At 72.0% G+C, this 25416-nt stretch carries 30 protein-coding genes; 12 read left to right on the plus strand and 18 right to left on the minus strand.

Translation table 11 applies throughout. From position 1 onward, the window contains the following. The first annotated feature begins 99 nt into the window (after nt 1-99). Complete coding sequence (locus AC3CF1_RS30135; protein WP_255508778.1) at nt 100-228, plus strand: hypothetical protein; 129 nt, start codon at nt 100-102, stop codon at nt 226-228. Between the two features lie 64 nt (nt 229-292). Here the strand turns inward: AC3CF1_RS30135 and AC3CF1_RS30140 are convergent, their stop codons facing one another. Both AC3CF1_RS30140 and AC3CF1_RS30145 read right to left on the minus strand, forming a co-directional pair. Beyond that, nucleotides 293-1279, minus strand: a complete 987-nt coding sequence (locus tag AC3CF1_RS30140; RefSeq protein ID WP_088947303.1) for a pirin family protein — start codon at nt 1277-1279, stop codon at nt 293-295. Nucleotides 1280-1288: 9 nt separating this feature from the next. Continuing rightward, complete coding sequence (locus AC3CF1_RS30145) at nt 1289-1771, minus strand: MarR family winged helix-turn-helix transcriptional regulator (protein WP_088951608.1); 483 nt, start codon at nt 1769-1771, stop codon at nt 1289-1291. Nucleotides 1772-1928: 157 nt separating this feature from the next. Between AC3CF1_RS30145 and AC3CF1_RS30150 the strand changes: the two genes are divergently transcribed. Continuing rightward, nucleotides 1929-2474: a GNAT family N-acetyltransferase gene (locus AC3CF1_RS30150; RefSeq protein ID WP_088951609.1), complete on the plus strand. Its 546-nt coding sequence runs from the start codon at nt 1929-1931 to the stop codon at nt 2472-2474. Here AC3CF1_RS30150 and AC3CF1_RS30155 read toward each other — a convergent pair. After that, nucleotides 2464-2952, minus strand: a complete 489-nt coding sequence (locus AC3CF1_RS30155; RefSeq protein WP_088947304.1) for an FBP domain-containing protein — start codon at nt 2950-2952, stop codon at nt 2464-2466. The genes AC3CF1_RS30150 and AC3CF1_RS30155 overlap by 11 nt on opposite strands. Before the next feature lie 60 nt (nt 2953-3012). Here AC3CF1_RS30155 and AC3CF1_RS30160 point away from each other — a divergent pair, with 60 nt between their 5' ends. Next, nucleotides 3013-3597 carry a TetR/AcrR family transcriptional regulator gene (locus AC3CF1_RS30160; protein ID WP_088947305.1) on the plus strand — a complete coding sequence of 195 codons (585 nt, stop codon included), beginning with the start codon at nt 3013-3015 and terminating at the stop codon, nt 3595-3597. A gap of 18 nt (nt 3598-3615) precedes the next feature. Continuing rightward, a complete protein-coding gene (locus AC3CF1_RS30165) occupies nt 3616-4203 on the plus strand; it encodes a DUF1684 domain-containing protein (RefSeq protein ID WP_488451794.1) in 588 nt (195 codons plus the stop codon). Between the two features lie 44 nt (nt 4204-4247). Here the strand turns inward: AC3CF1_RS30165 and AC3CF1_RS30170 are convergent, their stop codons facing one another. After that, the gene (locus tag AC3CF1_RS30170; RefSeq protein ID WP_354980540.1) at nt 4248-4835 is read right to left on the minus strand and encodes a YflT domain-containing protein; all 588 of its coding nucleotides are present in this window, start codon (nt 4833-4835) and stop codon (nt 4248-4250) included. Nucleotides 4836-4957: 122 nt separating this feature from the next. Between AC3CF1_RS30170 and AC3CF1_RS30175 the strand changes: the two genes are divergently transcribed. Together AC3CF1_RS30175 and AC3CF1_RS30180 are read left to right on the plus strand one after the other, a co-directional pair. Then, nucleotides 4958-6790 carry a glycoside hydrolase family 15 protein gene (locus tag AC3CF1_RS30175; RefSeq protein WP_354980627.1) on the plus strand — a complete coding sequence of 611 codons (1833 nt, stop codon included), beginning with the start codon at nt 4958-4960 and terminating at the stop codon, nt 6788-6790. 90 nt (nt 6791-6880) lie between these two features. Continuing rightward, complete coding sequence (locus tag AC3CF1_RS30180; protein WP_488451795.1) at nt 6881-7381, plus strand: metallophosphoesterase family protein; 501 nt, start codon at nt 6881-6883, stop codon at nt 7379-7381. 109 nt (nt 7382-7490) lie between these two features. On the opposite strand, the gene AC3CF1_RS30185 is transcribed toward AC3CF1_RS30180, so the two are convergent. Next, nucleotides 7491-7706, minus strand: a complete 216-nt coding sequence (locus AC3CF1_RS30185; RefSeq protein ID WP_172861994.1) for a DUF3072 domain-containing protein — start codon at nt 7704-7706, stop codon at nt 7491-7493. A gap of 106 nt (nt 7707-7812) precedes the next feature. On the opposite strand from AC3CF1_RS30185, the gene AC3CF1_RS30190 reads away from it, so the two are divergent. Further along, entirely contained in the window at nt 7813-8751 is a 939-nt protein-coding gene (locus AC3CF1_RS30190; protein WP_488452148.1) for an NAD(P)/FAD-dependent oxidoreductase, read from the plus strand. A 62-nt stretch (nt 8752-8813) separates the two neighbouring features. Here AC3CF1_RS30190 and AC3CF1_RS30195 read toward each other — a convergent pair whose 3' ends face one another. The 3 genes from AC3CF1_RS30195 to AC3CF1_RS30205 all read right to left on the minus strand — a co-directional run bounded on the left by AC3CF1_RS30195 (nt 8814) and on the right by AC3CF1_RS30205 (nt 13061). Continuing rightward, nucleotides 8814-10112, minus strand: coding sequence for a cation:proton antiporter domain-containing protein (locus tag AC3CF1_RS30195; RefSeq protein WP_488451796.1), 1299 nt, complete (start codon nt 10110-10112; stop codon nt 8814-8816). 107 nt (nt 10113-10219) lie between these two features. Beyond that, entirely contained in the window at nt 10220-10897 is a 678-nt protein-coding gene (locus AC3CF1_RS30200; protein ID WP_488451797.1) for an HAD family hydrolase, read from the minus strand. Nucleotides 10898-10922: 25 nt separating this feature from the next. Then, on the minus strand, nt 10923-13061 hold the full coding sequence (locus AC3CF1_RS30205; RefSeq protein ID WP_488451798.1) for an ATP-binding SpoIIE family protein phosphatase: 2139 nt from the start codon (nt 13059-13061) through the stop codon (nt 10923-10925). A 197-nt stretch (nt 13062-13258) separates the two neighbouring features. On the opposite strand from AC3CF1_RS30205, the gene AC3CF1_RS30210 reads away from it, so the two are divergent. After that, nucleotides 13259-14068 carry a mechanosensitive ion channel family protein gene (locus tag AC3CF1_RS30210; protein ID WP_355162266.1) on the plus strand — a complete coding sequence of 270 codons (810 nt, stop codon included), beginning with the start codon at nt 13259-13261 and terminating at the stop codon, nt 14066-14068. Nucleotides 14069-14136: 68 nt separating this feature from the next. Here AC3CF1_RS30210 and AC3CF1_RS30215 read toward each other — a convergent pair whose 3' ends face one another. Next, on the minus strand, nt 14137-14490 hold the full coding sequence (locus AC3CF1_RS30215) for a DUF6401 family natural product biosynthesis protein (protein WP_488451799.1): 354 nt from the start codon (nt 14488-14490) through the stop codon (nt 14137-14139). Between the two features lie 161 nt (nt 14491-14651). Here AC3CF1_RS30215 and AC3CF1_RS30220 point away from each other — a divergent pair, with 161 nt between their 5' ends. After that, nucleotides 14652-15101 (plus strand): hypothetical protein, encoded by a 450-nt coding sequence (locus tag AC3CF1_RS30220; RefSeq protein ID WP_099852094.1) that lies wholly within the window; start codon nt 14652-14654, stop codon nt 15099-15101. Here the strand turns inward: AC3CF1_RS30220 and AC3CF1_RS30225 are convergent. Beyond that, nucleotides 15098-15307, minus strand: coding sequence for a hypothetical protein (locus AC3CF1_RS30225; protein ID WP_088947316.1), 210 nt, complete (start codon nt 15305-15307; stop codon nt 15098-15100). The genes AC3CF1_RS30220 and AC3CF1_RS30225 overlap by 4 nt on opposite strands. 158 nt (nt 15308-15465) lie before the next feature. Here AC3CF1_RS30225 and AC3CF1_RS30230 point away from each other — a divergent pair, with 158 nt between their 5' ends. Next, nucleotides 15466-16752 (plus strand): MFS transporter, encoded by a 1287-nt coding sequence (locus AC3CF1_RS30230; RefSeq protein WP_488451800.1) that lies wholly within the window; start codon nt 15466-15468, stop codon nt 16750-16752. Here the strand turns inward: AC3CF1_RS30230 and AC3CF1_RS30235 are convergent. The 4 genes from AC3CF1_RS30235 to AC3CF1_RS30250 all read right to left on the minus strand — a co-directional run bounded on the left by AC3CF1_RS30235 (nt 16707) and on the right by AC3CF1_RS30250 (nt 19097). After that, nucleotides 16707-16970 carry a hypothetical protein gene (locus AC3CF1_RS30235; protein ID WP_088947318.1) on the minus strand — a complete coding sequence of 88 codons (264 nt, stop codon included), beginning with the start codon at nt 16968-16970 and terminating at the stop codon, nt 16707-16709. The genes AC3CF1_RS30230 and AC3CF1_RS30235 overlap by 46 nt on opposite strands. A 111-nt stretch (nt 16971-17081) precedes the next feature. Then, entirely contained in the window at nt 17082-17543 is a 462-nt protein-coding gene (locus AC3CF1_RS30240) for an SRPBCC family protein (RefSeq protein WP_088947319.1), read from the minus strand. Between the two features lie 51 nt (nt 17544-17594). Next, entirely contained in the window at nt 17595-18011 is a 417-nt protein-coding gene (locus AC3CF1_RS30245; protein ID WP_210793112.1) for a DUF2795 domain-containing protein, read from the minus strand. Between the two features lie 99 nt (nt 18012-18110). Further along, a complete protein-coding gene (locus AC3CF1_RS30250) occupies nt 18111-19097 on the minus strand; it encodes a YihY/virulence factor BrkB family protein (protein ID WP_355162268.1) in 987 nt (328 codons plus the stop codon). Between the two features lie 177 nt (nt 19098-19274). Between AC3CF1_RS30250 and AC3CF1_RS30255 the strand changes: the two genes are divergently transcribed. After that, entirely contained in the window at nt 19275-19676 is a 402-nt protein-coding gene (locus AC3CF1_RS30255) for a ChaB family protein (RefSeq protein ID WP_099852103.1), read from the plus strand. A gap of 54 nt (nt 19677-19730) precedes the next feature. On the opposite strand, the gene AC3CF1_RS30260 is transcribed toward AC3CF1_RS30255, so the two are convergent. Continuing rightward, nucleotides 19731-21164, minus strand: a complete 1434-nt coding sequence (locus AC3CF1_RS30260) for an aldehyde dehydrogenase family protein (RefSeq protein WP_488451801.1) — start codon at nt 21162-21164, stop codon at nt 19731-19733. Nucleotides 21165-21236: 72 nt separating this feature from the next. On the opposite strand from AC3CF1_RS30260, the gene AC3CF1_RS30265 reads away from it, so the two are divergent. Continuing rightward, nucleotides 21237-22844, plus strand: a complete 1608-nt coding sequence (locus tag AC3CF1_RS30265) for a phytoene desaturase family protein (RefSeq protein WP_488451802.1) — start codon at nt 21237-21239, stop codon at nt 22842-22844. 49 nt (nt 22845-22893) lie between these two features. Here the strand turns inward: AC3CF1_RS30265 and AC3CF1_RS30270 are convergent, their stop codons facing one another. The 3 genes from AC3CF1_RS30270 to AC3CF1_RS30280 all read right to left on the minus strand — a co-directional run bounded on the left by AC3CF1_RS30270 (nt 22894) and on the right by AC3CF1_RS30280 (nt 25294). Next, a complete protein-coding gene (locus AC3CF1_RS30270; RefSeq protein WP_354980548.1) occupies nt 22894-23661 on the minus strand; it encodes a polyprenol monophosphomannose synthase in 768 nt (255 codons plus the stop codon). A gap of 188 nt (nt 23662-23849) precedes the next feature. After that, entirely contained in the window at nt 23850-24851 is a 1002-nt protein-coding gene (locus AC3CF1_RS30275) for an SDR family oxidoreductase (protein ID WP_488451803.1), read from the minus strand. Further along, nucleotides 24848-25294, minus strand: coding sequence for an SRPBCC family protein (locus tag AC3CF1_RS30280; protein WP_355162151.1), 447 nt, complete (start codon nt 25292-25294; stop codon nt 24848-24850). The genes AC3CF1_RS30275 and AC3CF1_RS30280 overlap by 4 nt, the downstream gene beginning before the upstream one ends. Nucleotides 25295-25416 lie beyond the last annotated feature (122 nt).

Here is a 25416-nt window from a genome sequence, read left to right on the forward strand (position 1 = left end):
CGGTAGGACCCCCGACGCGGGTCCGCATGCCGGGCCGGCAGACCGGCACCTGGTCAACGCCATCGGAAGCGACGTGACAACAGCCGAGGAGGCCACACCATGCCCCGCGACACGACGAATCCCGTGACCGAGTACCGCGAGCCGGCGGTGGAGAGCGAGCGGGGTGCGCTGGTAGCGGTGTTGGTGATGGTGATTCTGGGCGTCGCTGGGATTTTTGCGGTCTCCTGAGGCGGCGCCGGCGCTCCCGTGGTGAACCGGGGGCGTCGGCGCCGATCTCGGTGGTGACGCGGGGTCAGGGCCGGGTGCCCTGGCCGCCGGTGTGCGGCAGTCGCTCGGTGGGGATCACGCCGAGCCGGCCGGCCTGGAAGTCCTCGAATGCCTGGAGCAGCTCGTCCCGGGTGTTCATCACGAACGGGCCGTACTGTGCCACCGGCTCCCGGATCGGCTGGCCGCCCATGATGTAGAGGTCCAGCGCGGGGGTGTTGCTGTCCTGCGTGGTGTCGGCGCTGAACCGCAGCGCGTCACCCGGGCCGTGCACCGCGAGCTGGCCGGTACGCACCGGTCGCCGGTCGGTGCCGACCGTGCCACGACCACCCAGCACGTACACCAGGGCGTTGAAGTCAGGCTGCCAGGGCAGGTCGACCTGCGCCCCCGGTTGCACCGTGACGTGCGTGATGGTGATCGGGGTGAAGGTCGACCCCGGGCCCCGGTGCCCGGCGACCTCGCCGGCGATGACCCGGATCAGCGCGCCACCGTCGGGCGTGGTGAGCAGCGCCGACTCCCGACCACGGATGTCCTGGTAGCGGGGCGGGTTCATCTTGGCCGAGCGGGGCAGGTTGACCCAGAGCTGGGTGCCGTGGAACAGCCCGCCGCTCATCACCAGGTGCTCCGGCGGCGCCTCGATGTGCAGCAGCCCGCTGCCCGCCGTCATCCACTGCGTGTCGCCGTCGGTGATGGTGCCACCGCCGCCGTTCGAGTCCTGGTGGTCGAAGACCCCGTCGATGATGTAGGTGACGGTCTCGAAGCCGCGGTGCGGGTGCCAGGGGGTGCCCTTCGGCTCGCCCGGCGCGTAGTCGACCTCGCCCATCTGGTCGAGGTGGATGAACGGGTCCAGGTCGGTGGTCGACACCCCGGCGAAGGCGCGACGGACCGGGAAGCCCTCACCTTCGAAGCCGGTGGGCGCGGTGGTCACCTTGCGCACCGGGCGGAAGGTGGTGGACTCCTCCAGCCGGGGCAGGCGGGGAAGGACGAGGACGTTGTCAACGGTGATCGCGGGCATCGAGGGCTCCTAGCTCGTGGCGTGGGTGGTCGAGCCGGCCCGGGACGCCCGCAGGCGGTCACCGATCCGGCCGAAGACCCGGGTGAGGCAGGCGACCTCGGCGTCGTCGAGGTCGTCCATCAGGTAGGTGCGCACCGACGCCAGATGGTGGGGTGCGGCATCCCGCAGGGCCAGCAGCCCGGCGGCGGTGAGGACCGCCTCGCTGCCGCGTCGGTCGTCCGGGCAGGGCTCCTTGCTGACCATGCCCCGGCGCTGCATGGAGGAGATCTGGTAGGTCAGGCGGCTGGGCGAGAAGATGAGCCGGCTGGCCAGCTCACCCATCCGCAGCCGCTGCCCCGGTGCCTCCGAGAGCAGGACCAGCACGTGGTAGTCGGCGAAGCTGAGATCGCTCTCGGCGCGCAGGTCCTCTTCCAGCTGCGTGTAGAGACGCTGGCTGGCCTCGATGTAGGCGCGCCAGGCGGCCTCTCGGGTGCTGTCCAGGCTCTCGGTCATGCCATGACGATAGCACTCCTTCAAAATTTAACTAGTGCCGCAAGGCGTCTCCTGGATCACGTTCTCGGCCGTGTGGGTGCCAGGTTGTGCAGCTTTGAAGGAAGCCGCTGCTAAACCGGCGGCGCGGTGGTGACGTGATGTGCCAGACTCCGGCCTCGTGGAACACGTGCAACTCACCGCCGCCGACCTGTTGCTGCGCCCCTGGCGGGACGAGGACGCCCCGGCGGTCCGCGACGCCCTGCGCGACCCGGCGATCGCCCAGTGGAACCCGCAGGGCGGCGACCCGATCGACGACGAGGTCGCGCTGCTCTGGGTTCGCCGCCGGGCCGACTGGTCCACCGGTGGCCATGTCTCGATGGCGGTGACCGCCGCGACCGACGGCGAACTGCTGGGATCGGTGTCACTGCACCACATCCGCGACGGCGACGCGTCCATCGGTTACTGGACGATGCCTGCGGCGCGAGGGCGTCAGGTTGCGGTGCGGGCCGTCGTCCGGCTCACCGACTGGGCGTTCACCGACCTCCGGCTGCACCGGGTGGAGCTGTGCCACGCGGTCGCCAACCCGGCCTCCTGCCGCGTCGCGGACCGGGCCGGCTATGCGGCCGAGGGGACGCTGCGCGAGTCGTACCGTTACGGCGACGGCCGCCGCTACGACGAGCACCTGCACGCCCGCCTGGCCACCGACCCTCAGATCACTCGTTGACCTTGCGCAGGAACGCCGCGAGGGCGGCCCTGACGTGGTCGATCCTCTCCGGCAGGGGCAGCGGGTCGGGCATGGGCGGCCCGGCGTGCTTCTTCTTCCGCACGTAGAGCGAGCAGGCCAGGTCGGAGCACATGTACGTGCCCACGGAGTCGCCCTGCCGCCCACCCGGCCCGGCCTTACGGGCGGTCATCAACGAGACGCCGTCGCCGAGGTGTGTGGTCAGGCAGAGCGAGCACATGCTGCGCCGCACGCGCCCGATCTGGTGCGTCGCCGCCCGCAGCGCCACGCCGACGAGCCTGCCGTCGGACTCGGCGAGCAGGTAGGCCCGCTGCGGTGCGGCCTGGTCCCGCCAGCCGAAGAAGTCGAGGTCGTCCCAGGGGCGCGTCCCGAGATCGTTCGGTACGGCCATCCGCTTCGCCTCACCCTGGGTGCAGTTGACGAAGGATTTGCGGATGGCGGATTCGGTCGGCTCTAACATAGGTAGTACCCTAGCTCTCCTAGGCAAACGATTATTGCGGCTAGGTTTGGGGTGTGGTGCATGGCACGTGCAGGGGTTACCGCCGAGCGCCTGACCCTGGTCGCGGCCGACCTGGCCGACGAGGTGGGCGTGGAGAACGTGACCGTTGCCGCGCTCGCACGCCACTTCGGGGTCAAGGACGCGAGCCTGTACTTCCACATCAGGAACGGGCGGGACCTGCGGGTCCGGATCGCCCTGCTCGCCCTGGCGGAGCTGGCCGACCGGGTGGCCGCCGCACTCGCCGGCCGGGCCGGCAAGGACGCGCTGGTGGCCTTCGCCAACGCCTACCGGGACTACGCGAGGCAGCACCCCGGTCGGTACGCCGCGATGCAGATCGACCTCGACCCGGAGACGGCCGCGGCGAGCGCCGGTGTCCGGCACGCCGAGATGACCCGGGCCATCCTGCGCGGCTACCGGCTCTCCGAGCCGGACCAGACCGACGCGGTACGGATGATGCACAGCACGTTCCACGGGTTCGTCAGCCTGGAGCAGACCGGCGGCTTCCGGCACACCCCGCGTCCGACGGACGACTCGTGGTCCCGGACGTTGGACGCCCTCGACGCCGTCCTGACCAACTGGCCGCCACGCTCAAGTGCCGCTGCGTGACGGCATAGGCTCGGTGGCGTGGATGATCTGGAGCTGGCCGACTGGCGGGAGCGGGTCGCCCGCCTGTACCTGTCCGACGTCGACCTGACCGGGTTCCGTGCGGGGCGCGACGAACTCTTCGCGACCCACCCGCAGAGCCCGATCCCACCAGCGGAACGGGTCGGCTTCTCCGGGGTGCGCTATTTCCCGCCCAACCCGGACGCCGTGGTGGAGGCGCCGCTGCGGGCGGCCAGCGGAGAGCTGCGGATCGACACCGGCGGTCCGGACGGGGTGGTCGCGTACCGACGGGTCGCGGTGGCCGAGACACCGTGGGGGCCGCTGACCCTGTGGTGGATCGAGGCGTACGGCGGCGGCCTGTTCGTGCCGCTACGGGACGGCACCTGCGGGCGGGAAACCTACGGGGGAGGCCGCTATCTCACCGACACGGTGAAGGGCACCTTCGGCCGGGGCGTCGAGCTGCTGCCCGGCGACCGCGTCCGGCTGGATGGCAACTACCTCTACAACCCGAGCTGTGCCTACGACGACCGCTGGGCCTGCCCACTGGCACCGCCGGAGAACCGCGTCGAGGTCGACATCCGCGCCGGCGAGTTGACGTACCACGACTGAACGGCCGCCCCGGCGTACTGCCGGGACGGCCGGTCGATCGTCGCTCAGCGGTTGTTCGCGGCCGGGTTGGGCGTCTGCATCCGGCCCAGCAACTGGCGCGCCTGGTCGGCGAACTGCGCGTCGACCGTCACCGCGTACTGGCCGGCCCGCAGTGAGCTGGCCGAGGTGAAGTCGCGCTGCCCGCCCGTCATCGCGTGTGCGACAGCGCCGAACACGGCGCCCCAGATCGCACCGATGACCAGCCCGACCAGGATCACCGCCAGCCAGTTGCCGACGGTGAAGATGCCGAACAGCAGGCCGATGAAGAGACCGAACCAGGCACCGGTGCCGGCGCCGAGCAGGCCAGCGCGGCCGGTGGTCATCCGCCCGAGCACCGACTCCACCAGGGTGAGGTTGGTGCCGACGATGGCGCTGTGCTCCACCGGGAACCGGTTGTCGGCCAGATAGTCGACGACCCGCTGTGCGGCCGGATAGTCCGGGTACGAGCCGATAGTCACGGTTGGCGGTCCGGCCTGCGGCCCGTGACCGTCACCGGCCGGTGTCGCCAAACGACCGGCCGGCCCGGTTGGAAGCAGGTCGCCACCCTGTGCGCCGGGCCGCCATGCGGCGGTCGGCCCCGAAGCTGACGTCATGAGCATCCCCCCTCGTCAGCTTCCCGGGTTCCCGCCCATGCCGAGCGGTAACGCCAGCCAGCACGGTGAGTGCCGTGCCTGAACGGGAGGAGTGTGCGCGGGCGGCCCGGGTAGCCAGTCAGGTGGAGAGCGGACAGATCAGTGACTACGGGTTCCTCGCCGACGGCCGCAGCGCGGCGCTGGTCGACGCCGCGGGCTCGGTGAACTGGTGGTGCCCGGGCCGGTTCGACGCCCCGTCGGTGTTCGGGCGGCTGCTAGACGACGACGCGGGGCACTGGTCGATCCGACCGGAGGCCGACTTCACTGTCGAACGCAGTTACCTGGAGGACACCCTGGTGCTGCGGACCGTCTTCCGCACCGCGCAGGGGGAGGTCGCGCTCACCGACGCGCTCGCCTTCGAGCCCGGCTCGCGAGGGCACGACATCGGGATGCACCCACCACAGGTGCTGGTCCGCAGCGTGCAGGGACTCTCCGGTGCGGTGCCGATGCGGGTGCACTACCGGCCGCGCTTCGAGTACGGGCGCACCATCGCCTACCTGGTCGAGCGGGAGGACATGCTCGAGGCCATCGCCGGGGCCGCGCGTCTCACGTTCCGCGGCAGCGTGCGGTTGGCGTGCGGCGACGAGGGCGATGCCGCAGCGACGTTCACCGTCCGCGCCGGCACGACCCACAACTTCACAGTCGGGTACGCCCCGACCTACGACGCCCCACTGCCGGAGGTGCCGGACGCCGACCAGACGATCGCCGACACCGTCGCCGGCTGGCGGTCCTGGGCCGCCGAGCACGACTACCAGGGCCTCTACGCCGAGGAGGTACGGCGCAGCGGGCTGGTGGTGCAGGGCATGACGTACCGGCCCAGCGGCGCGGTGGTGGCCTCCGTGACCACCTCGCTGCCGGAGAAGCTCGGCGGGGACCGCAACTACGACTACCGCTACGTCTGGGTACGCGACTTCAGCCACACCCTGCGGGCGCTGTGGCGGTCGGCGTGCTTCGACGAGGTGCGGCGGCAGTTCGCCTGGTTGGGCCGGGCGATGGGCCGGGTCAGCGACCAGCCGGTGCCCATCATGTACGGGGTGCTGGGGGAGCGGGACCTCACCGAGCATCGGCTGGACCAGCTCGGCGGTTACCGCGACAGCCCGCCGGTGGTGACCGGCAACGACGCGTGGCGGCAGCGGCAGAACGACATCTACGGCGCGGCCATGGACGCCGCCTGGCTGATGCGGGACCAGCTGGAGCCGTTCGACAGGGACGTCTACCACCTGCTCCGGGTGCTCGCCGATCAGGCCGAGCAGGACTGGAAACAGCCGGACGCCGGGATGTGGGAGGAGCGTGGAGTGCAACACCACCACGTGTCCTCCAAGGTGGAGTGCTGGGTCGCACTGGACCGGGCGGTCCGCTTCGGCGACCAGCTCGGCGGCCCGCAGGACCTGGCCCGCTGGACGGCGGCCCGGGACGAGGTGCGCGCGGCGATCCTGGAGCGGGGGTGGAGCGACCGGCTCCAGTCGTACACCGGGATTTTCGATTCCGACGAGCTGGACGCGTCGGTGCTGGTGATGCCGCTGGTGGGTTTTCTGCGAGCCGATGACCCACGGATGCGCTCGACGGTCCGCGCGGTGGAGCGGCGGCTGTCGCACGACGGCCTGCTGCGGCGCTGGGACGGCGACCCGGCGGGCTTCGTCATCTGTTCGTTCTGGTTGGTGAGTTGCCTGGCGTTGGCCGGTGAGCGGGACCGGGCGCACGCGTTGTTCCGCGATCTCGCTGCTCGGGTCAACGACCTGGGCCTGTTCGCCGAGCAGATCGACCAGCAGACCGGGGAGCAGTTGGGCAACTTCCCGCAGGCGTTCTCACACATCGGCCTGATCAATGCCGCCGGTGTGCTCACCGACGTCGAGCAGGACCCGACGTTGCGCGAGTGCGGGATGCCCCCGGCGCATTTCACCCCGCCGCGTCCCTGACCCGTACTTCGTCAAAGCTTGGCCAGTTTCGATGCGTTCACGCAGTCGCGTCCCCGGGCGGGCGGCCGCGGCACGGGGGAGAATGCCTGCATGCGGTTGGTGCTCACGGCGGACACCCACGTACCGAAGCGGGCCCGGGACCTTCCCGGGCCGCTCTGGGCGGCGATCGAGGCGGCGGACGTGGTCGTGCACGCCGGTGACTGGGTGGACGAGGCGTTGCTGGACGCGATGACCGCACGGTCGCGCCGGCTGATCGGGGTGTACGGCAACAACGACGGGCCGGCGCTGCGCGCCCGGCTGCCGGAGGTGGCCCGGGTCGAACTCGACGGCCTGCGCGTCGCAGTGGTGCACGAGACCGGGCCACGGACCGGTCGCGAGAAGCGGTGTGCGGCCCGGTTCCCCGATGTCGACCTCCTGGTCTTCGGGCACTCCCACATTCCGTGGGACACCGAGGCGCCCGGCGGGCTGCGGCTGCTCAACCCCGGCTCACCCACCGACCGGCGCTCGCAACCGCACGCCACCTACCTCAGTGCCACCATCAGGGCCGGCCGCCTGGTCGAGGTGGAGCTGCACCGGCTGACCCGCGGCTGACCGCCGGCCACGGTGCTGGCCCGGGGCGTGATCGACTCCGCTTCTCTGATCTCGCGGTGTCCAGGACTCGCGGACACGCCGTGGTCGCGGAAGCGGAGTCGACCAGTGACTACTGGCCCCGGCCCGTCTCGGCCTGGAGCTCGTCGATGCGCTTGGACGCCTCGGCCTTGGTCAGGTCGTCCGGAAGATCCGCGTTGGCCTCGCGGGCCAGCGTGTTCAGGTAGGACTCCTGAGCTGCGGTGGGCGGCTCGTCACCGGTGACCCATTCGTCCGGGTCCTTGATCGCGGCATTCTGGTCGGCCTGCTCGTTGCGGCGGTCCGTCATTGTCATCATCCTTTCTTCGAACAGGTGTGCCAGTACCCTGGTCGTCGGTGGTTCATGCGCCGCCGCCGCCACCTACGATCACCGGATGAGTGTGGACCGAACGCGAGTGGTGGTGGTCGGAGCGGGCATCGCCGGGGTGGCCTGTGCGGTCGAGCTGACCCGGGCCGGGGTGCCGGTGCAGGTCCGGGAGCGCGGCCACGTCCGTGGCGGCCGGATGGCCAGCAAACGCTTCGAGGGTCGGCCCGCGGACATCGGCGCCGCGTACTTCACCGCCAGCGACCCGGACTTCGCCGAGCTGGTCGAGCAGTGGCGCGCCGCCGGGCTGGTCCGCGAATGGACCGACACGTTCCAGGCCTACGACCGGGCCGGCCGCCAGGAGGTGCCCGGGCCGATGCGCTTCGCCGCCCCGCGTGGGCTGCGCTCCCTGGTCGAACACCTGGCCGGCGAGGTGCCGGTCACCGTCGACCGGCTGGTGCTCACAGTGGAGCCTGGGCCGACAGTGGACGGCGAGTCGTGCGCGGCGGTCGCCCTGGCCATGCCGGGTCCGCAGGCCGCCCTGCTGCTCGACCCGGCCCTGACGGCCGCCACCCAGCTCGTGCAGGCGCAACGCTGGTCGCCGACGCTCGCCGCGGTGCTGCGGTTCCCGACCCGCCGCTGGCCGGACTTCCGGGGAGCGTTCGTCAACGACCACCCGGTCCTCAACCTCGTCTGCGACGACGGCGACCGACGCGGCGACGGCGCGCCGGTGCTCGTCGCGCACACCGTGCCGGAGTTCGCCGCCGGGCATCTGGCCCAACCCACCGGGGCCGGCCCGGCCATCGAGCAGGCCGTCCGGGACCTGCTGGGACTGCCCGAGCAGGCCGCCGACGTGCACGTGCACCGCTGGACGTACGCGAAGCCGACCAGCGACGCCGGCGGCGACACCTACCACCTGGACCCCGACGGGATCGGTCTGGCCGGCGACGCGTTCGGCAAGCCCCGGGTGCAGAGCGCCTGGCGCTCCGGCCGGGACCTCGGCCGTGCCCTGGTCGCCCGCCTGACCTGAGCGGCGTGCCCGGGGCCCCGGAGCCGCCGTCGTAGACCTGGCCCCGGGGCGTCGACGCAGGGCTAGGCGTGCCCCGCGGCCGCGACCGGCCGGGGGTCGTCGGTGTGTCGTTCGGCCGGGTCGGAGGTCCGCTCGCCCTCCCGGTCCAGCAGTTGCATGACCGGAGTCGCCGCGATGCCGTGCACCACCACGGAGACGAGCACCACCAGCCCGACGGTCGCCCAGAGCAGCTCGGCCTGTGGAAAGTCGGCCTTCGTGGTGGCGTACGCGAGGTAGTAGAACGAGCCGACGCCGCGGATGCCGAACAACGAGATGACCCAGTGCTCGGCCGGCCGTCCCGGCGCGCCGCGCAGCGACAACCAGCCGATCAGCGGTCGGATCAGGAACACCAGTGCCAGCCCGACGGCGGCCGCCGGCCAGGTCAGCGGGGTCAGCAGACCGCCCACGATCGCGCCGCCGAGCAGCAGCAACAGCACGAGGGTGAGCAGCCGTTCGACCTGCTCGGCGAAGTCGTGCAGCACCGAGTGGAACTCGTGGGTCCGCTCGGCGGCCCGGATCGCCCGGGCGGCCACGAACACCGCCAGGAAACCGTACCCGCCGACCACCTCCACCAGCCCGTACGCCAGGAACGTGGCGGCCAGCGCCAGGAAGCCCTCGGCGTGCCGGGCCAGCCGCAACTCGCTGGGCGCGCGGAAGAACAACTTGCCCAGCAGCCAACCGATGAGAAGGCCACCGCCGACGCCGACGCCCACCTTCCAGAGCACGTCCACCGTGAACCACTCGGCGAACCAGTCGCTCGGGGCGAGACTCGTCGAGGCGATGGCGATCGCGGCGTACACGAACGGAAACGCCAGGCCGTCGTTGAGACCGGCCTCGGAGGTCAACGCGAAGCGGACCTCGTCCTCGGAATCCTCCACGTCGGTCGGTTCGCCCACCTGCACGTCGGCGGCGAGCACCGGGTCGGTCGGGGCCAACGCGGCACCCAACAGGAGTGCGGCGGCCGGCACCAGCCCCGCCCACCACCAGCCGAGCAGGGCCACCGCCGCGATGCACAGTGGCATCGCGATCGCCAACAGCCGCCAGGTGGACGACCACCGCCGCCAACTCAACGGCCGGTCAATCTTGAGCCCGGCGCCCATCAGCGCGACGATCACCCCGATCTCGGTGAGGTGGGTCGTCAACTCCGGGTGGGCCAGCGGATCCGGTGTCGGTAGCCCCACCGGCAGCAGGAACACCAGCATGCCGAGGGCGAGGAAGGCGATCGGCATGGACAGTGGACGCTGCTCCAAGACCCGCGGGAGGATGCCCGCGAGCAGAGCGCCGAGGCCCACCAGCGCGAACGCCACATCTACCGGCTCCACGGCACCACCTTTCAGCCCGCACCCGCGAGGTGCGGGCAGGTGGTGACAGACCATGCCCCGCAGGGCCGGTCGCTATGCGCGGACGGGTGGGTGAACCCGAGTGATCCTCACCGGGGTCGGGTGAGCGGCGAGTCCGCCAACTCGCCCAGCAGGGCGGCCGGGTCGTCGTACACCGCCACCGCGCCGGCGCCGGCCAGCTCGCCCCGACTGGTGCCGCCGCAGGTCAACCCCACGCAGGGGATGTTCAACTTGCCGGCCGCGACGACGTCCCACACCGAGTCGCCGACGAAGACCACCCGCTCCGCGGCCAACCCGGACTGCTCCAACGCGGCGACCAGGATGTCCGGTGCGGGCTTGCTCTGCTTCGCGTCCGCCGAGGAGGTGACAGTGTCGATCACGTCGTCAACGCCCAGTGCCCGACGGAGCGCGCCGACCTCGGGCTCCGAGGCGGAGGTGGCGAGCACCACCCGCAGCCCTCGTTCGGCGCAGGCGCGCAGCAGGTCCGCCGCCCCGGGCAGCGGCGTGAGTCGTTCCCAGTACTCGGCATAGAGGGTGTCGTGCGCGTCGCGCAGCTTCGTGTCGGCGTCGCGGTCCCGCTCCGGCCCGAGCAGGTGATCCAGGAGTTTGTCGGAACCCATCCCGATCGACCGGTGCACCATCGCCATCGGCACCGGCTGTTCGGTCTGACGCAGCGCCTCCCACCAGCTCACGGTGTGCAAATAGGTGGTGTCTACCAGGGTGCCATCGACGTCGAAGAAGACTCCGGCGGGCTCGTCGGTACGCATGGGCGTCCTCCTACCCTTCGGGCTCTCAGGAATGCGCGGCTGGCGGCGTGAGGATCTCGAACCAGACCGTGGAGCCGCGGACCGACGGGTCGGTGCCCCAGGCGTCGCTGAGCTCCTCGATCAGACCGAGCCCGCGCCCACGACTGCTCAACGTGTCGGTGCGGGCCCGGGTCACGGTGCCACGGGTGCCGGAATCGGCGACCGAGACCAGCAGCCGCTCGGGGCTGAGGTCGATCTCCACCCGGGCGGCGGTGCCGGCGTGCAGCAGCGCGTTGGTCGTCAGCTCGCTGGTGCACAGCACCGCCGCACCGATCACCGACTCGGGCACCTGCCACTCGGTGAGCTGGCCGGTCATCCAGTGCCGGACCCGGCTGGGGGCGGTCGGCTCCGCGGGCACCTCCATGCTCGCCGAGCGACTCGGCTTGAGCGCGTGCTCGACCGCCAGCACGGCCACGTCGTCCTCGGTGCCGCCCGGAACCGCGGCGGTGGCCACCGCGCAGAGGGCGCGTGGGTCGCCACTGCCAGCCTTCGCGACGGCGTCACTGAGGGTGGTCAGCCCGGCGGTCAGGCTCTGCCGGCGACGTTCCACCACCCCGTCGCTGAACAGCAGCAGGGTGTCGCCCGGGCGGAACTCGACAGTCGTGGTGCCCGGCCGGCCGCCCAGACCGAGCGGGGGCCCGGCGGGGACGTCCACGTACTCGGCGTGGGAGCGGCCCTCCGGGTCGCCCCGGCGAATGAGCGGGGCGGGGTGGCCGGCGCTGGCCAGGGTCAGCTGCCGCCGCTCCGCGTCGATCACCCCGAACACGACGGTGACGAACAGCTCGTGGGTGCCGGCCTCCACGCCCAGGCTGGTCACCAGCCGGTCCAGCCCGGCCAGCACCGCGTCCGGTGCCGGGTCGGACAGGGCCAGCGCGCGCAGCGCGGCCCGGACCTGCCCCATCCGCGCGGCGGCCTGCACGTCGTGCCCGGCGACGTCGCCCAGCACCACGCCCAGCGTGCCGTCGGGCAGCAGGAACGCGTCGTAGAAGTCGCCGCCGGCCGCGTTGCCGTCGACCCCCGGGTCGTAACGGGCCGCGATCCGCAGCCGGGGCAGGTCCGGCAGGTGCTCCGGCAACATGCTGCGCTGCAACAGCTGGGCCGTGCCGTGCTGGGTCTCGAAGCGGCGGGCCCGCTCCGCGGCCTGGCCGATCAGCTCGGCCGAGGCGGCCAGCAGTGCCCGCTCGGCGGGCGACCAGGTGTGCGGGACCTGGTAGCCGACCGCCAGCCCGCCGCGCACCACCGAGGTGCCCAGGGGCAGGGCCGCCATCGAGCGGATCTTCTGGTCGTGGCGGTCCACAGCGGTCTCCCGCAGCGGTTGACCGTCCCGAACGAACGACGGGCCGCCGGAGCGCGCCGCCTGCACCACCGGGGCCGACCAGTCCGCCGGAGCGCGTCGCCAGAGCGGGGGAAGTCGCTCGTCGGCCTCGTCCAGCAACTCGCCACGGACCCGGCGCACCATGCGCCAACCGCCGCCGCCCTCGTCGACCGCGAACGAGACCTGGTCGGGGTCGAACGTGGTGATCGCGTAGCGCAGCGCCACCCGGGCCACGTCGTCGAGGGTGAGCGTGCCGGCGAGCGCCGCAGCCACCTCGCTGAGGCTCTGCAACTGCTCGGTGACGTGGGTGGTCTCGGCCGCGACCGCCAACACGCCGACGATCTGCCCGGCGCTGTCGCGCACCGGCGAGTAGCCCCGGGTGAAGACCGCCTGCTCCACGGTCGGGGAATACCCTCGAACCAACGGCAGGGTGGACTCCTTCTCCAGGAACGGCTCGCCCTGCCGGTAGCTGCGCTCGATCACCTCACCCACGCCGGGCAGCGCCCAGATCTCCGCGAACACCTCCGCTGCCGGGCGGCCGAGGGCGCGCGGGTGCTTGCTGCCCAGCAACTCGGCGTAACCGGCGTTGTAGAGCAGCACGAGGTCGTCGCCGTACGCCAGGGCCATCGGCATCGGCGAGGCGAGGATCAGCTCGACCACGATCCGGATCGCCATGTCCCAGCTCTCGGGCGGGCCCAGCGGGGTGTCGGCCCAGTCGTGGGCGAGCACGGCAGCGGCCGCACCGGAGCCGGTGGGTGCACCCGGGCCCGGGGTTGCTGGCATGGGGACTCGCCCGACCGTTCCTGGCATGTCCGCAGCCTAGTCGGCCGACCGGAAAAGGCATCCGATCATGGCCGTGGGCTGTCACGCCCCCGGTCGCGGTGGCCGTTCGGGCAGTTCAGGGCCCTGTTCGGCGGCTTGTCGCAAAAAACGCGGCGCTCTGCGCGGAGTGCCGCACCGGTAGCCGGGTATGCGCCCGGCGCAGTCCATGCGACAGGAGGGACATCATGCTGAAAACCCTCGCGGTCCGGCAGGCCGACATCGGCGATGCCATCGCCGACACCTGGAGGTCGGTGCTGCTCTTCATCCCGAAGGCAGTGGCCTTCATCGTCATCCTCGTGGTCGGCTGGCTCATCGCCAGAGCCGTCCTCAAGATCGTGGATACGGTGCTGGAACGGGTGCACTTCGACCAAGCCGTCGAACGTGGCGGCATCAAACGGGCCCTGGAGAGAACGAAGTACGACGCCAGCGACATTCTGGCCAGACTGGCGTACTACGCCGTGCTGCTGTTCACGCTGCAGTTCGCCTTCGGAGTCTGGGGGCCCAACGCGATCAGTGACCTGATCAGCGGCGTGGTGTCCTGGCTGCCACGTGCGTTCATCGCGATCGTCATCGTGGTGGTGGCGGCTGCGATCGCCAACGCTGTCCGGGATCTGGTCACCGGGGCGCTGGGCGGGCTCTCGTACGGCAAGGTCCTGGCCGACCTGGCGGCGATCTTCATCATCGCTCTCGGCGTGATCGCCGCGCTGAACCAGGTGGGTATCGCCACCACGGTGACCACTCCGGTGCTGATCGCGGTGCTCGCCACTGTGGCTGGCATCCTGATCGTCGGTGTCGGTGGCGGCCTCGTGAAGCCGATGCAGAAGCGCTGGGACGGCTGGCTGGACCGGGCCGCCCAGGAGGCCCGGGCGGTGCAGCAGCAGCGTCAGGCCACCTCGGCCGGACGGAGCGACGTGGAGCGGCAGATGGCCGACCGCGGGGGCGACCGCACCCAGGCGATGCCTCGGGTGGACGAAGCCCAGCAGTACCGCTCGTAAGGGTTCGTAACGGTACGGCGGTGGGGAGGGTGTTCCGCGTACGACGCGGGGTGCCCTCCCCGCGCGCGTCAGGCCCCGTCGAGCGAGCGGGCCATCGCGCAGACCGCGAGCAGTCGGGTGAGCAGCCATTCCGGCTCGTTCCAGTCGACCGGCCCACCCGGCGGCGTCCACCCGTGCTCCAGGGCAGCCTCGCGGACCCCCTCGGCATAGCCGGCGAGCGCCGCGGCGGTCAGCGGTTGACGGTCCCCGTCGAGGCTGTCCCTTACGGCGGCCGCGTGCTGGTCGACGAGGGCCAGCAGCCCCGGTCGCGCCGCGGCGGCGGTCAGCCCGACAGTGCCGATGGAGACGGTGAGGGCGGCCAGGGTGGACCGCGCCGAGTCGACGGCGGTACGGGAGGCGACCCGGTTGAACGGCACACGCATGGTGACCGAGGCTAACCGACCGGTGACCGGGTCGACCTCGGCCGCTCGGCGGATGTCGGCTGCGCCACTGGGCGACGAGTGCTGACCGCAGGGGTTGATCCGGCACAGACGGGGCAGCAGGAGAACACCCACGCATCACGGGACACGGCACGGAGGCACGGATGGGACAGCAGGCAGACGGACCGGACGAGCAGCACCAGCGGCCACCGGGGGTGAGCGACGAGACGGTCGCCGCGCTCGGCAAGCTCAGCGAGGCGCTGGAGTGTGTGGAGCGGGCCCGGGGGCACCTGTACTCCCTGCACCAGTTGATCGGGCACGCCGACCTGATGCTCGACGACGCGGTGGAGCAGTTTCGCGCCGCCGGGCATCAGCAGCTCGCCGAGCGGATCGACACCGAGTTGCGGGGTCGTAACGTCATCGCCGGGCGGTGGACGTTCCAGATCGTCGAGGACTTCGACGACGGCTACCACGCGCTGTTCCGCGAGGTGGACCAACAGGCCCGTGACGAGTTGGTGGGCGGGCGACGCCACCTCTACGAGGCGGAGATGAAGGAGCGCCGCCGCAGTCGGGGCCGGCCGGGGCACGAGGCCCGACCGGTCAGCGAGGGCTAGTCGCCGGTCGCGTTGGCGGGGCGTCGCCGCGCCGCGTCGTCAGCGATGATCACGATGGCCACCATCAGCGCGACGCAGAGGCTGAACAGCCACGACTCGTCAGCGACGAGCCAGGCGGACACGGGTGCCTGCAGCGCGGCGAGCATGAAGCCGAGCCAGGCGAGCCGGCGCTGACGCGTGGAGAGGATTCCGGAGCCTTGATGCATCCCGAAATTCTTACGCGAACACTCCGGGTTGCCGTCCTCCGATCGGTCGATTCTGGATGAGCTGTCCGTTTTCTCGACCGTCCGGACACGACTTCTTTGCGCCGGGGGCGCTCGGGTGCCGACGGCGCTAAGGTGCCCCTGCGGCAGGATGGTGTCTCGTGTCCACCCCTCCACGGCCCCGTGCCTCGCTGCTCCTGCTGGCCTACCTCGCGTTCGTCAGCCTCGGCCTGCCCGACGGCTTGCTCGGCGTCGCCTGGCCGTCGATCCGGGGCGACTTCGGTGTCCCGACCGAGGCGGTCGGGTGGGTGCTGACCGCCGGCACCGTCGGCTATCTCACCTCCAGCGTCCTGGCCGGGTTCACACTGGCCCGGGTCGGCGTGGGCGCGCTGCTCGCCGGGAGCACCCTGCTGGCCAGCCTGGCGCTGACCGGCTATTCCGTGAGCCCCGTGCTGGCCGTGCTGGTGGGCTGTGCGCTGCTGCTCGGTCTCGGGTCCGGCGCGGTCGACTCCGGGCTCAACGCGTACGCCGCCGGGGCCTTCGGGCCGCGCCACATGAACTGGCTGCACGCCTTCTTCGGCCTGGGCGTGGCGATCGGCCCGCTGATCATGACCGCGGTGCTGAGCGGCGGCCTGGCCTGGCGCTGGGGTTACGGCATCGTGGCCGGAGCCCAGATACTCCTCGCTATCGCCTTCGCGCTCACCATGCGAGCCTGGCAACGTCGCGTACCGGCCAGCACGGAGGCGGCCGACGCCATACCCGCCGAGACTCCGGCGGTCGTCCGGCTTCCGGTCCGGGCGACGCTGCGACTGCCGGCGGTCTGGTCGGGGACGGTCGCCTTCGCGCTGTACGTGGCCATCGAGGTGTCCGCCGGCCTCTGGGCGTTCCTGCTGCTCACCGAGGGGCGTGGGCTGAGCGCCGCGGTGGCCGGCGGCTGCGTCTCCGCGTACTGGGGCAGCCTCTTCGTCGGCCGGGTCGTGCAGGGGGTGGTGGCCGAGCGGTTGGGGGCCGGCCTGGTGTTGCGCGCCAGCCTGGCCGGGATGGCCGTGGGCGCGTTGCTGATCGCCGTTCCCGGGCCGGCCGTGCTGGCGGTGGCCGGCCTGGTCGTGGTCGGGTTCGCCGCCGCGCCGGTGTTCCCGCTGCTCACCCTCACCACCGCCGACCGGGTCGGCGCGGCGCACGCGGACCGGGCCATCGGGCTCCAGATCGGCGCGTCCGGCATCGGCGCCGCGCTCGTCCCGGCCGGCCTCGGCGTCCTGATCGGCAACACGTCGGTGCAGGTGCTGGGCTCGGCCCTGCTGGTGCTCGCGCTGGCGTTGATCGTGCTGTACGAGTGGGGCGCCCGTCGCTCGACCGGCCGGCCCACCGCACACCCGGTGCCCGCGCAGACCGGCGGGGAGGGTCAGCCGACGTCGGGGCCGGTCCGTCCGGTGGTGGACGGGCGGTAGCGGCGCTCCGGATCGGTGTCCTCGCGGCTGTTGCCCTGGGCCTGTCCCTTACGGTCGTCCGCTGCCGGCCCGTGGCCGAACGTCGCCTCTTCCCCCGCGTCGTTGCCGGTCACGTCGTCGGCCTGCCCGTCGATGCTGGAGCCGGCCACGGCCTGCTCCAGCTCTTCCAACGGAAGCCGTTCCTCGTCCCGCCACACCCTGATGTTGTCGTCGGTCATGTCTTCAGCCGTACCCGGGCGCGATGATCGCAAACGGTGGTGTGCGACAAGGCTCGGACACGGCGATGGCCGCCAGAGGATTCTGGCGGCCATCACTGTCATTGCTCAGGGTCACGGCTGGGGACGGTCCACCGACCCACGCCAGGCGCCGGTCTCCTGACCGCGTCGCTCGATGAAGGTCTTGAACCGCTCCAGGTCGCCCTTGGCGCGCCGGTCGACGATGCCGAGCTTGTCACCGGCCTGCTCGACCACCCCGTGCGGCTCGAACTCGAGCTGGAGGGTGACCCGGGTCTTGTCCTCGTCGAGCCGGTGGAAGGTCACCACACCGGCCTGCTGGGTGCCACCGGTCGAGCGCCAGGCGACCCGCTCGTCGGGGAGCTGCTCGGTGATCTCGGCGTCGAACTCACGCTTCACCCCGGCGATGTCCACCGTCCAGTGGGTCATCGTGTCGGAGAGCTGCCGGACCTCCTGCACGCCCTCCATGAACTGCGGGAACTCCTCGAACTGCGTCCACTGGTCGTACGCGGTGCGTACGGGCACGGCAACGTCGACATGTTCGGTTACGCCACTCATCAGAGAACCTCCTTCAGTCGCCAATGGTCGTCGGATCGGGGGCGATCCTTCTCACCAGCGAGTTGTCTCGTTCTTGTTGCCGAGCGCGGCCCACACCTCGGAGACCGTCTGGTAGACGGTGCCCTCGGGCAGCCGTTCCAGCGCCGCCACGATGTCGTCGGGCGCCTCGTTCTCCCGGGCGCTGGCAATGAGCACCAAACGGTCGCCCGGCAGCGCGCTCATCGAGATGAACCGGCCGAGCCGGCTGCGCTGCTCGACGTCCGTGGAGCTCATCCCCTTCGGAGCGCCCGTGCGCGTCTCGCCGGCCGGCGCGGTGGTCACCTCCGGCTGGTCCTCGCCAGCCGGTTCCGGCACCCGCGCCTCATCGACCCGAGAGCCACCGGTCCCCGGCCCCTGCACGAGGCCGCTGACCTCCTGGCTCATCTGTTCGTCGATCCTCGGTCCGTGCTTGCTGTTGCCACGCTCCATGCCTTCTGCGCTACCCGGCACCCCGCCCGCTAAACCGGCACCGGGCCACGAACGGGCCCATGGTCCGACTCCGAACCGGACGACCGGTCGCGAACCGGCTCAGTCCTCGGCGGGCTTGCGGGGCGGCAGCACCGGGTCCTCCGGGTCCTGGTCGCCGGCCTGCAACTGCCGCCCGCGCTGCACCTCGGCGTTGATCTGCACGCCCAGCATCAGCGCGGAGTTGGACAGGTAGAGCCAGACCAGGAACGCGATGGCCGCCCCGAGGCTGCCGTAGGTGGTGTCGTACGAGCTGAAGTTGGTCACGTAGAGGCCGAAACCGAAGGAGGCCACCGCCCAGGAGACCAGTGCCACCGCGCCACCCGGGGTGAGCCAGCGGAACCGGGGCTGACGCACGTTCGGCGCGATCCAGAACAGCAGCGACAGCAGCGACATCATGATCATGGCGAGCACCGGCCACTTCGCCACGCTCCACACCGTGCGCGCCAGACCTCCGGCGTTGATCAGGTCGCCGACCGCGTCGGTGACCGGGCCGCTCACGATCAACCCGAGGGCGACCACCGCGAGCAGCACCAGGGTGATCGCGGCCAGGCCGATCTGCAACGGCCGCAGCTTCCAGACCGGCCGGCCCTCGTCCACCCCGTAGATGGCGTTGGAGGCCCGGGTGAACGCGCCGATGAAACCCGACGCGGACCACAACGCACCGAGCAGGCCGAAGCTCAGCAGCAGCTTGGGGTTGCTCTGGTCGAGCACCACCGTGCGGATCACCCCGACCACGCCGTCCTCGTCGTCGCTCAGCACCGACCCGGCGCCCACCTGACCGGCCAGCTCGACGATGGTGTCGACGGTCTGTTCGCCGCTGGAGACCAGACCGACCAGGGCCACGATCACGATGGCGGACGGAAAGACCGCCAGGACCCCGTAGTAGGTCAGTGCGGCGGCCCAGTCGGAGCAGTTGTCGTTGACGAAGTTCTGCACGCTGCGGACCAGCACCCCGCGCCAGGTCCGCCAGCTCAGCTGCCGCATCCGGCGGGGAACCCGCGTGCCGTGTGCGCCCTCGCGCGTCGTACCGGGCTCCGTGGTCGTCATGCCCGCTCCCTGCGCCCCGGCCACCGGATGACCGGTCGTCCGGTCGGGCCTGGCCCCCGATACCCGGATCGGGAAATCGAGAAACTCGCGCGGCGCCCCGCCGGTAGCGCCTAATGGTTTGCCGCCGCGGCACCGGGGAACGGTCAAGGTGACTCTGTCGACACGGAGGAGGACGAGATGCCCGGGCGCGAAGACCTGCCCAGCACGCTGCGGCGCTCCCCGGAGAAGGCGCAGCGCACGTGGGAGAAGACGCACGACTCGGCGGTGGAGACCTACGGCGAGGGGCAGCGGTCGCACCGCACCGCCTTCGCCGCGGTGAAGCACCAGTTCGAGAAGGTGGGCGACCACTGGGAGCCGAAGGGCCGCAAGGGCCCGAGCGACCAGCAGGCCGCCGGCGGCGGGCCGGAACGGCGAGCACCCACCGCCGGTGGGGTGGACGCCAACGCCACCAAGGACCACCTGATGTCGGTGGCCCGCAAACTGGACGTACCCGGCCGGTCCAGCATGACCAAGCCGGACCTGGTCAAGGCCATCGAGAAGGCCAACGACCGGGCCACCCGCAAGGCTCGCGGCGACTGACCGCACAGACGACGGCACGGGCGGACGCACCACCCCTGCGTCCGTCCGTGCCGTTCACCAGTGCCCGCCGCCCGGTGCCTCGATGTGCACCGCCTTCGTGGCGGTGAACTCGTCCAGCAGTTCCGGGCCGTACCCGAAGCCCTGCCCACTGGCCCGGCGCGGATGCGCGGCGCCACCCGGCGCGCCCCCGAACACCGCGTTGACCTTCACAGTGCCCACCGGCAGCTCGCGCCAGGCCCGCTGCGCGTGACTCATCGACGCGGTCAGCACCGTGGCGGCCAGCCCGTACGGGGAGTCCGCGGCACAGCGCAGCGCCTCGTCGAACGAGTCGACGACCACCACCGGCGCGACCGGCCCGAACGTCTCCTCCCGCACCAGCGGCATGTCGTGCCGGCAGTCGGTGACCACAGTGGCCGGGTAGAACGCCCCCGGCCCGTCCGGCACCTCGCCGCCGACCAGTGCCCGAGCGCCGGCCGCAACCGCCGCCGCTACCTGCCCGTGCACGTGGTCGCGGTGCCGTCGGTCGACCAGCGGGCCCAGCTCGGTGCCCGGGTCCCGACCCGGCCCGACGCGCAGCGCCTCGGCGTGACGCGCGAGCGCGGCCACGAAGTCCCCGGCCACCTCCCGGTGCACGTAGATCCGCTCCACCGCCACACAGATCTGCCCGGCGTTGGCGAACGCGCCCATCGCGGCCTGACCGGCCGCCCACTCCGGGTCGACGCCCGCGTCGACGATCAACGGGTCGCTGCCCCCGTTCTCCAGGAGCACCTTGGCGCCGGTGCGGGCCGCAGCGGCGGCGATCGCCCGCCCGGTCGCGGTGGACCCGACGTGAGCCACCACGTCGACGTCCTGCGCCGCCAGCGCCGCACCGACATCCGGGCCACCGGTGAGCAGTGACAGCACACCTGCCGGCAGCGCCTGGTCCAACGCACGCGCCAGCAGCCAACCCGTCGCCGGCGTCCGTTCGCTCGGCTTGTAGAGCACCACGTTTCCGGTCACCAGGGCTGCGCCGAGCAGCCCACAGGAGACCGCCACCGGGTCGTTCCAGGGGGTGATCGCGGCGACCACACCGCGCGGTTGCGGGGTGAGGAAGTCCAGCGCGTCGGCTTCGCCGTTCAGCGTCCGCCCGCCGCGCAGCGGGGCCAGCTCCGCGTACTGTCGCAGGGTGCCGACGCCCGCCTCGACGCCGCCGCGGGCGTCCGCCAACGGCTTGCCCATCTCCGCGGTGACCGCCGCCGCCAGCTCCTCGGTCGCCGCCGCGACCGCGTCCGCGGCCCGGTGCAGCGCCGCCGCCCGCTCGGCCGGAGCGGTCGCCGCCCACTGCGCCGCCGCGTTGCGGGCCGCCTGGGTCGCCTTGCCGACCTCGTCGGCGGTGGCCACCGGCACGGTGCTGACCGGCGAGTCGTCCGCCGGGTCACGCACCACCAGTTCACCGCCGTCGCCGCCGGCGCCCCACACCCCACCCACCAACTGCGCAACCGTGTACATGCGGCGCTGGATGCCCCGGCCTCGCCGAGGCAAACGCGTTTCGCCCGGTTGCGCGCAGGGTAGGCGGATCGGATGACTACCACCGCCGCGCAGAGCGCGGACGCCGTCGTCGTCGGTGCCGGTCACAACGGCCTGGTGGCGGCGAACCTGCTGGCGGACGCCGGCTGGGAGGTGGTGGTGCTGGAGGCCACCGCGACACCTGGCGGCGCGGTCCGCTCGGCCGAGGTGACCGCGCCCGGCTATCTGAGCGACCTCTACAGCTCCTTCTACCCCCTCGGGTACGCCTCACCGGTGCTCGCCGGTCTGGACCTGGGTCAGCAGGGGCTGTCCTGGCGGCACTCGCCCGACGTGCTGGCGCACCTGCTGCCGGACGGCCGGGCCGCCGTGATCAACCGGGACCCGGACGTCACAGCCGCCTCGCTGGAGCAGTTCGCCCCGGGCGACGGCAAGCGCTGGCTCAACGCCTACACCGACTGGCTCGACGTGGCCGAGCCGATGCTGGAGACCATCACCACGCCGTTCCCGCCGGTCCGCGGAGGGCTCGGTCTGCTGCGTCAGCTGCGCGTCGCCGGCGCGCTGCGGCTGGCCCGGCGCCTCGTGGTGCCGGTCCGCAAGCTCGGCGACGAACTCTTCGACGGCCCCGGCGGGCCGGCCCTGCTGGCCGGCTGCGCCCTGCACACCGACCTGTCCCCGGAGGAGGCCGGCTCCGGGGTGTACGGCTGGTTGCTGGCCATGCTCGGCCAGCAGGTTGGCTGGCCGGTTCCCGCCGGAGGCGCGCAGCAGATCACCAACGCGCTGGTGGCGCGGCTGCAACAGCGCGGCGGCGCGATCCTCTACGGCGCCCACGTCGACCGGGTGCTCACCGCCCGAGGCCGGGCGATGGGCGTACGCACGCGGGGCGGCACGCTGTGGCGGGCCCGCCGGGCCGTGCTCGCCGACGTGCCGGCGCCAGCGCTCTACCTCGACCTCGTCGGCGCGGCAGCGTTGCCGTCGCGGCTGGTGGAGGACCTGGCGCACTTCCGCTGGGACGGTTCGACACTCAAGGTCGACTGGGCGCTGTCCGCGCCGATGCCCTGGACGAACCAGCAGCTGGCCGGGGCCGGCACCGTGCACCTTGGCGCGGACCTGAACGGGCTGACCCACTACGCGGGCGAGCTGGCCCGAGGCGAGCTGCCCCGGGACCCGTTTCTGCTGGTCGGGCAGATGTCCGTGGCCGACCCGAGTCACTCCCCGCCGGGCACCGAGTCGCTCTGGTCGTACACCCATCTGCCGTTCCGGCGGAACTGGCGGGCCGAGGACGTCGCCGGGCACGTGCAGCGCATGGAGGACGTGCTGGAGGAGGCGGCCCCGGGCTTCCGGCAGCTCATCGTCGGCCGGCACGTGGCCGGGCCGGCCGACCTGGAGAAGGGAAACCCGAGCCTGGTCGGCGGCACCCTCGGCGGTGGCACCGCTGCCGCGTACCAACAGCTCTTCCTGCGTCCGATCCCCGGCCTGGGCCGGGCGGACACTCCGGTGGACCGGCTCTTCCTGGCCAGCGCGTCGGCGCATCCCGGCGGCGGCGTGCACGGCGCTCCCGGTGCGAACGCCGCCCGCGCGGCGTTGGCCCGCGACCGCGCCCTCACCGGGCGTGCCTACGCCGCGGCCATCGCGACGGCCCACCGCGCCGTCTATCCCGAATAACCCCCGCCCGGACCCCGCCCACAGCCCTGACCGAGATGGGGATGGGGGGTCAGCGGGTGATGTTGCGGTGCTTGCTGCGCAGGCGGAACGGCATCAGGGCGCTCTCCACCTTGGTCGCGGTGGTCATCTTGGAGAGGCCTTCCTGCCGCTCCTCGAAGCGGATCGGCACCTCCAGGATGGTGTGCCCCAGCTTGGTGGCGAGGTAGTGCATCTCCACCTGGAAGCTGTATCCGTTGGACTGCACCCGGTTCAGGTCGATGTCGCGCAGCGCGTCGGCACGCCAGACCTTGAAGCCAGCGGTCAGGTCCCGGATGCGCACCCGCAGCAGGGTGTGCACGTAGAGGTTCGCCCAGCCGCTGAGGGCCCGGCGGTACAACGGCCAGTTCTCGTCCAGCTCACCACCGGGCACGTAACGGGAACCGATCACCACGCTGGCCTGGGTGGAGAGCAGCGCGCCCAGCATGCCCGGCAGAGCCTCCGGCGGGTGCGACAGGTCGGCGTCCATCTGCGCCACGTACTCGGCGCCGCCCTCGATCGCCCGTCCCATCCCGTCGACGTACGCGCGGCCGAGGCCCTCCTTGCCGGCGCGGTGCACGACCTCGATCCGGTCCGGATGCTCGATGGCCAGCTTGTCGGCCACCTCGCCGGTGCCGTCGGGGGAGTTGTCGTCGGCGACGAGGATGCGCAGACCAGGCAGCGGCAGTGCGAGAAGTCGCTCCACCAGGGTGGGCAGGTTGCCCGCCTCGTTGTAGGTGGGGACGACGACGGTCAGACGTGCGTCCTGCCACGGCGACGGCAGCTGCACAGGCTCGATCATGCGGGACATCCTCGGATCGCGGACAGGGCTTAGCGCAGAGCGTATCCAGTTGTCACATTCGGTTTGAAGAGGCACCCCTTCCGGGCGTTGCGGATGCCCCGTCCGGCCGTGTCCACCAGTGGATTCGCCGGTCGCGGCGTTGCCAGGTCAGCGCCCGAGCGGGGGCCGGCCAGCGCTTCCGGTGTCGGTCAACGCCAGCGACGCGCCACGGCCGCGAGGGTCAGTCCCGCAGCGGCGAGCGCGACACCGGACACTGCCGGTTTGTGGGTGCCCACCCAGAGCGCGGCCGAGCGGTCGCGCGCCCGGTCGTGGAACACGCCCGCCGTGCCCCGGTCCGTGTCCTCGTCGCCGGGATGGTCGAGATTGTCCCGCCAGCTGGCCGGGTCGATCTTCTCCCCGGTCTGCTGGCTGTCGTAACCGTCGCGGGCCAACTTCCGGTCCAGCAGGCCGGGGAACAGGATGTCGCCCAGCCGGGCCCGCCACGTCGGGCCGCCCACGTTCAGCTCCCTGGTGCCACGGTCGGCGCCCCACACGATGGCCCGGGCGGCCAACTCCGGCGTGAAGATCGGCGGCACCGGCTGCGGATGTCGGGGCAGCCGGGTGCGGACCCAGGAGAACTGTGGCGTGTTGACGGCGGGCAGCTGCACCATCGACAGCTTCACCCCCGGGCAGTCGTGCAGCAGCTCGGCGCGCAACGAGTCGTTGAAACCCTGGACGGCGTGCTTGCTCGCGCAGTACGCCGACTGCAACGGGATCCCCCGGTAGGCCAACGCGGAGCCGACCTGCACGATCGTGCCCCGCCCGTGCGCCCGCATGTGCCGCAGCGCCGCCAGGGTGCCGTGCACCGTGCCCAGGTAGGTGACCTCGGTGACGCGGCGGAACTCGCGGGCCGGGATCTCCCAGGCCGGCGCGAACACCGACGCCATGGCGTTGTTGACCCACACGTCGATGCCGCCCCACCGGTGCACCACGTCGTCGGCGGCCTGCTGCACCGCGCCCGCGTCGGCCACGTCGACCCGGTACGCGCGCACGTCGGTCGCACCCCGCAGCCGGCACTCCCGCTCGGCGGCGGCAAGGCCCGCCTCGCCCCGCGCCAGCAGCGCCAGCCGGGCGCCCCGGTCCGCGTACGCGTGGGCGACGGCCCGACCGACGCCGGCGCTCGCCCCGGTCACCACCACGGTCTGCGTCACGGAGACCCCTTCTGCCGGGTGGCGATGTCGGCGAGCCGGTCCAGCGTCTCCCGGTTACGCATGTGCAGCACCAGATCGTTGACCTTGTTGCGGACCCAGCGCAGCGGGCCGGCGGCGAAGTCCTCCCCGAGGCGTACCCGGGTGCCGTTGTCGCCGACCGGCTGCAGCGTGAAGGCCACGATCGCCTCCCCGGCCGGCCAGAGACCGGCCTTGAGCACGAGCCGGTGCGGCGGTTCGCAGACCAGCACCGTCGACGCGTCCTGCAGGGAGAACGGCCACGGCCCGGCCTTGTGGTGCAGTTGGCTGCCCACCCGGGGCCAGGCGTCGTCCACGTCGCGTACGTGTGTCGTCCCGACCACCCAGTCGCTGTACGTCCACCCGTCGGCGAGCACGTCGAACACCTGCTGCGGGGGAGCGTCGATCACTTTCTCCACAATCGCCACTGGGCTTTCATACCCCCGGCAGACACCGGCTAACGGCCGGCGGGTTAGCTTCTCCGGCACGGCGGGTAAGGCCGACGCGGGGCACCGCTGGCGGCGCTGGCCCACCCCTCGACGACGACGTT

Source organism: Micromonospora sp. MGP-C2, from assembly GCF_057766525.1.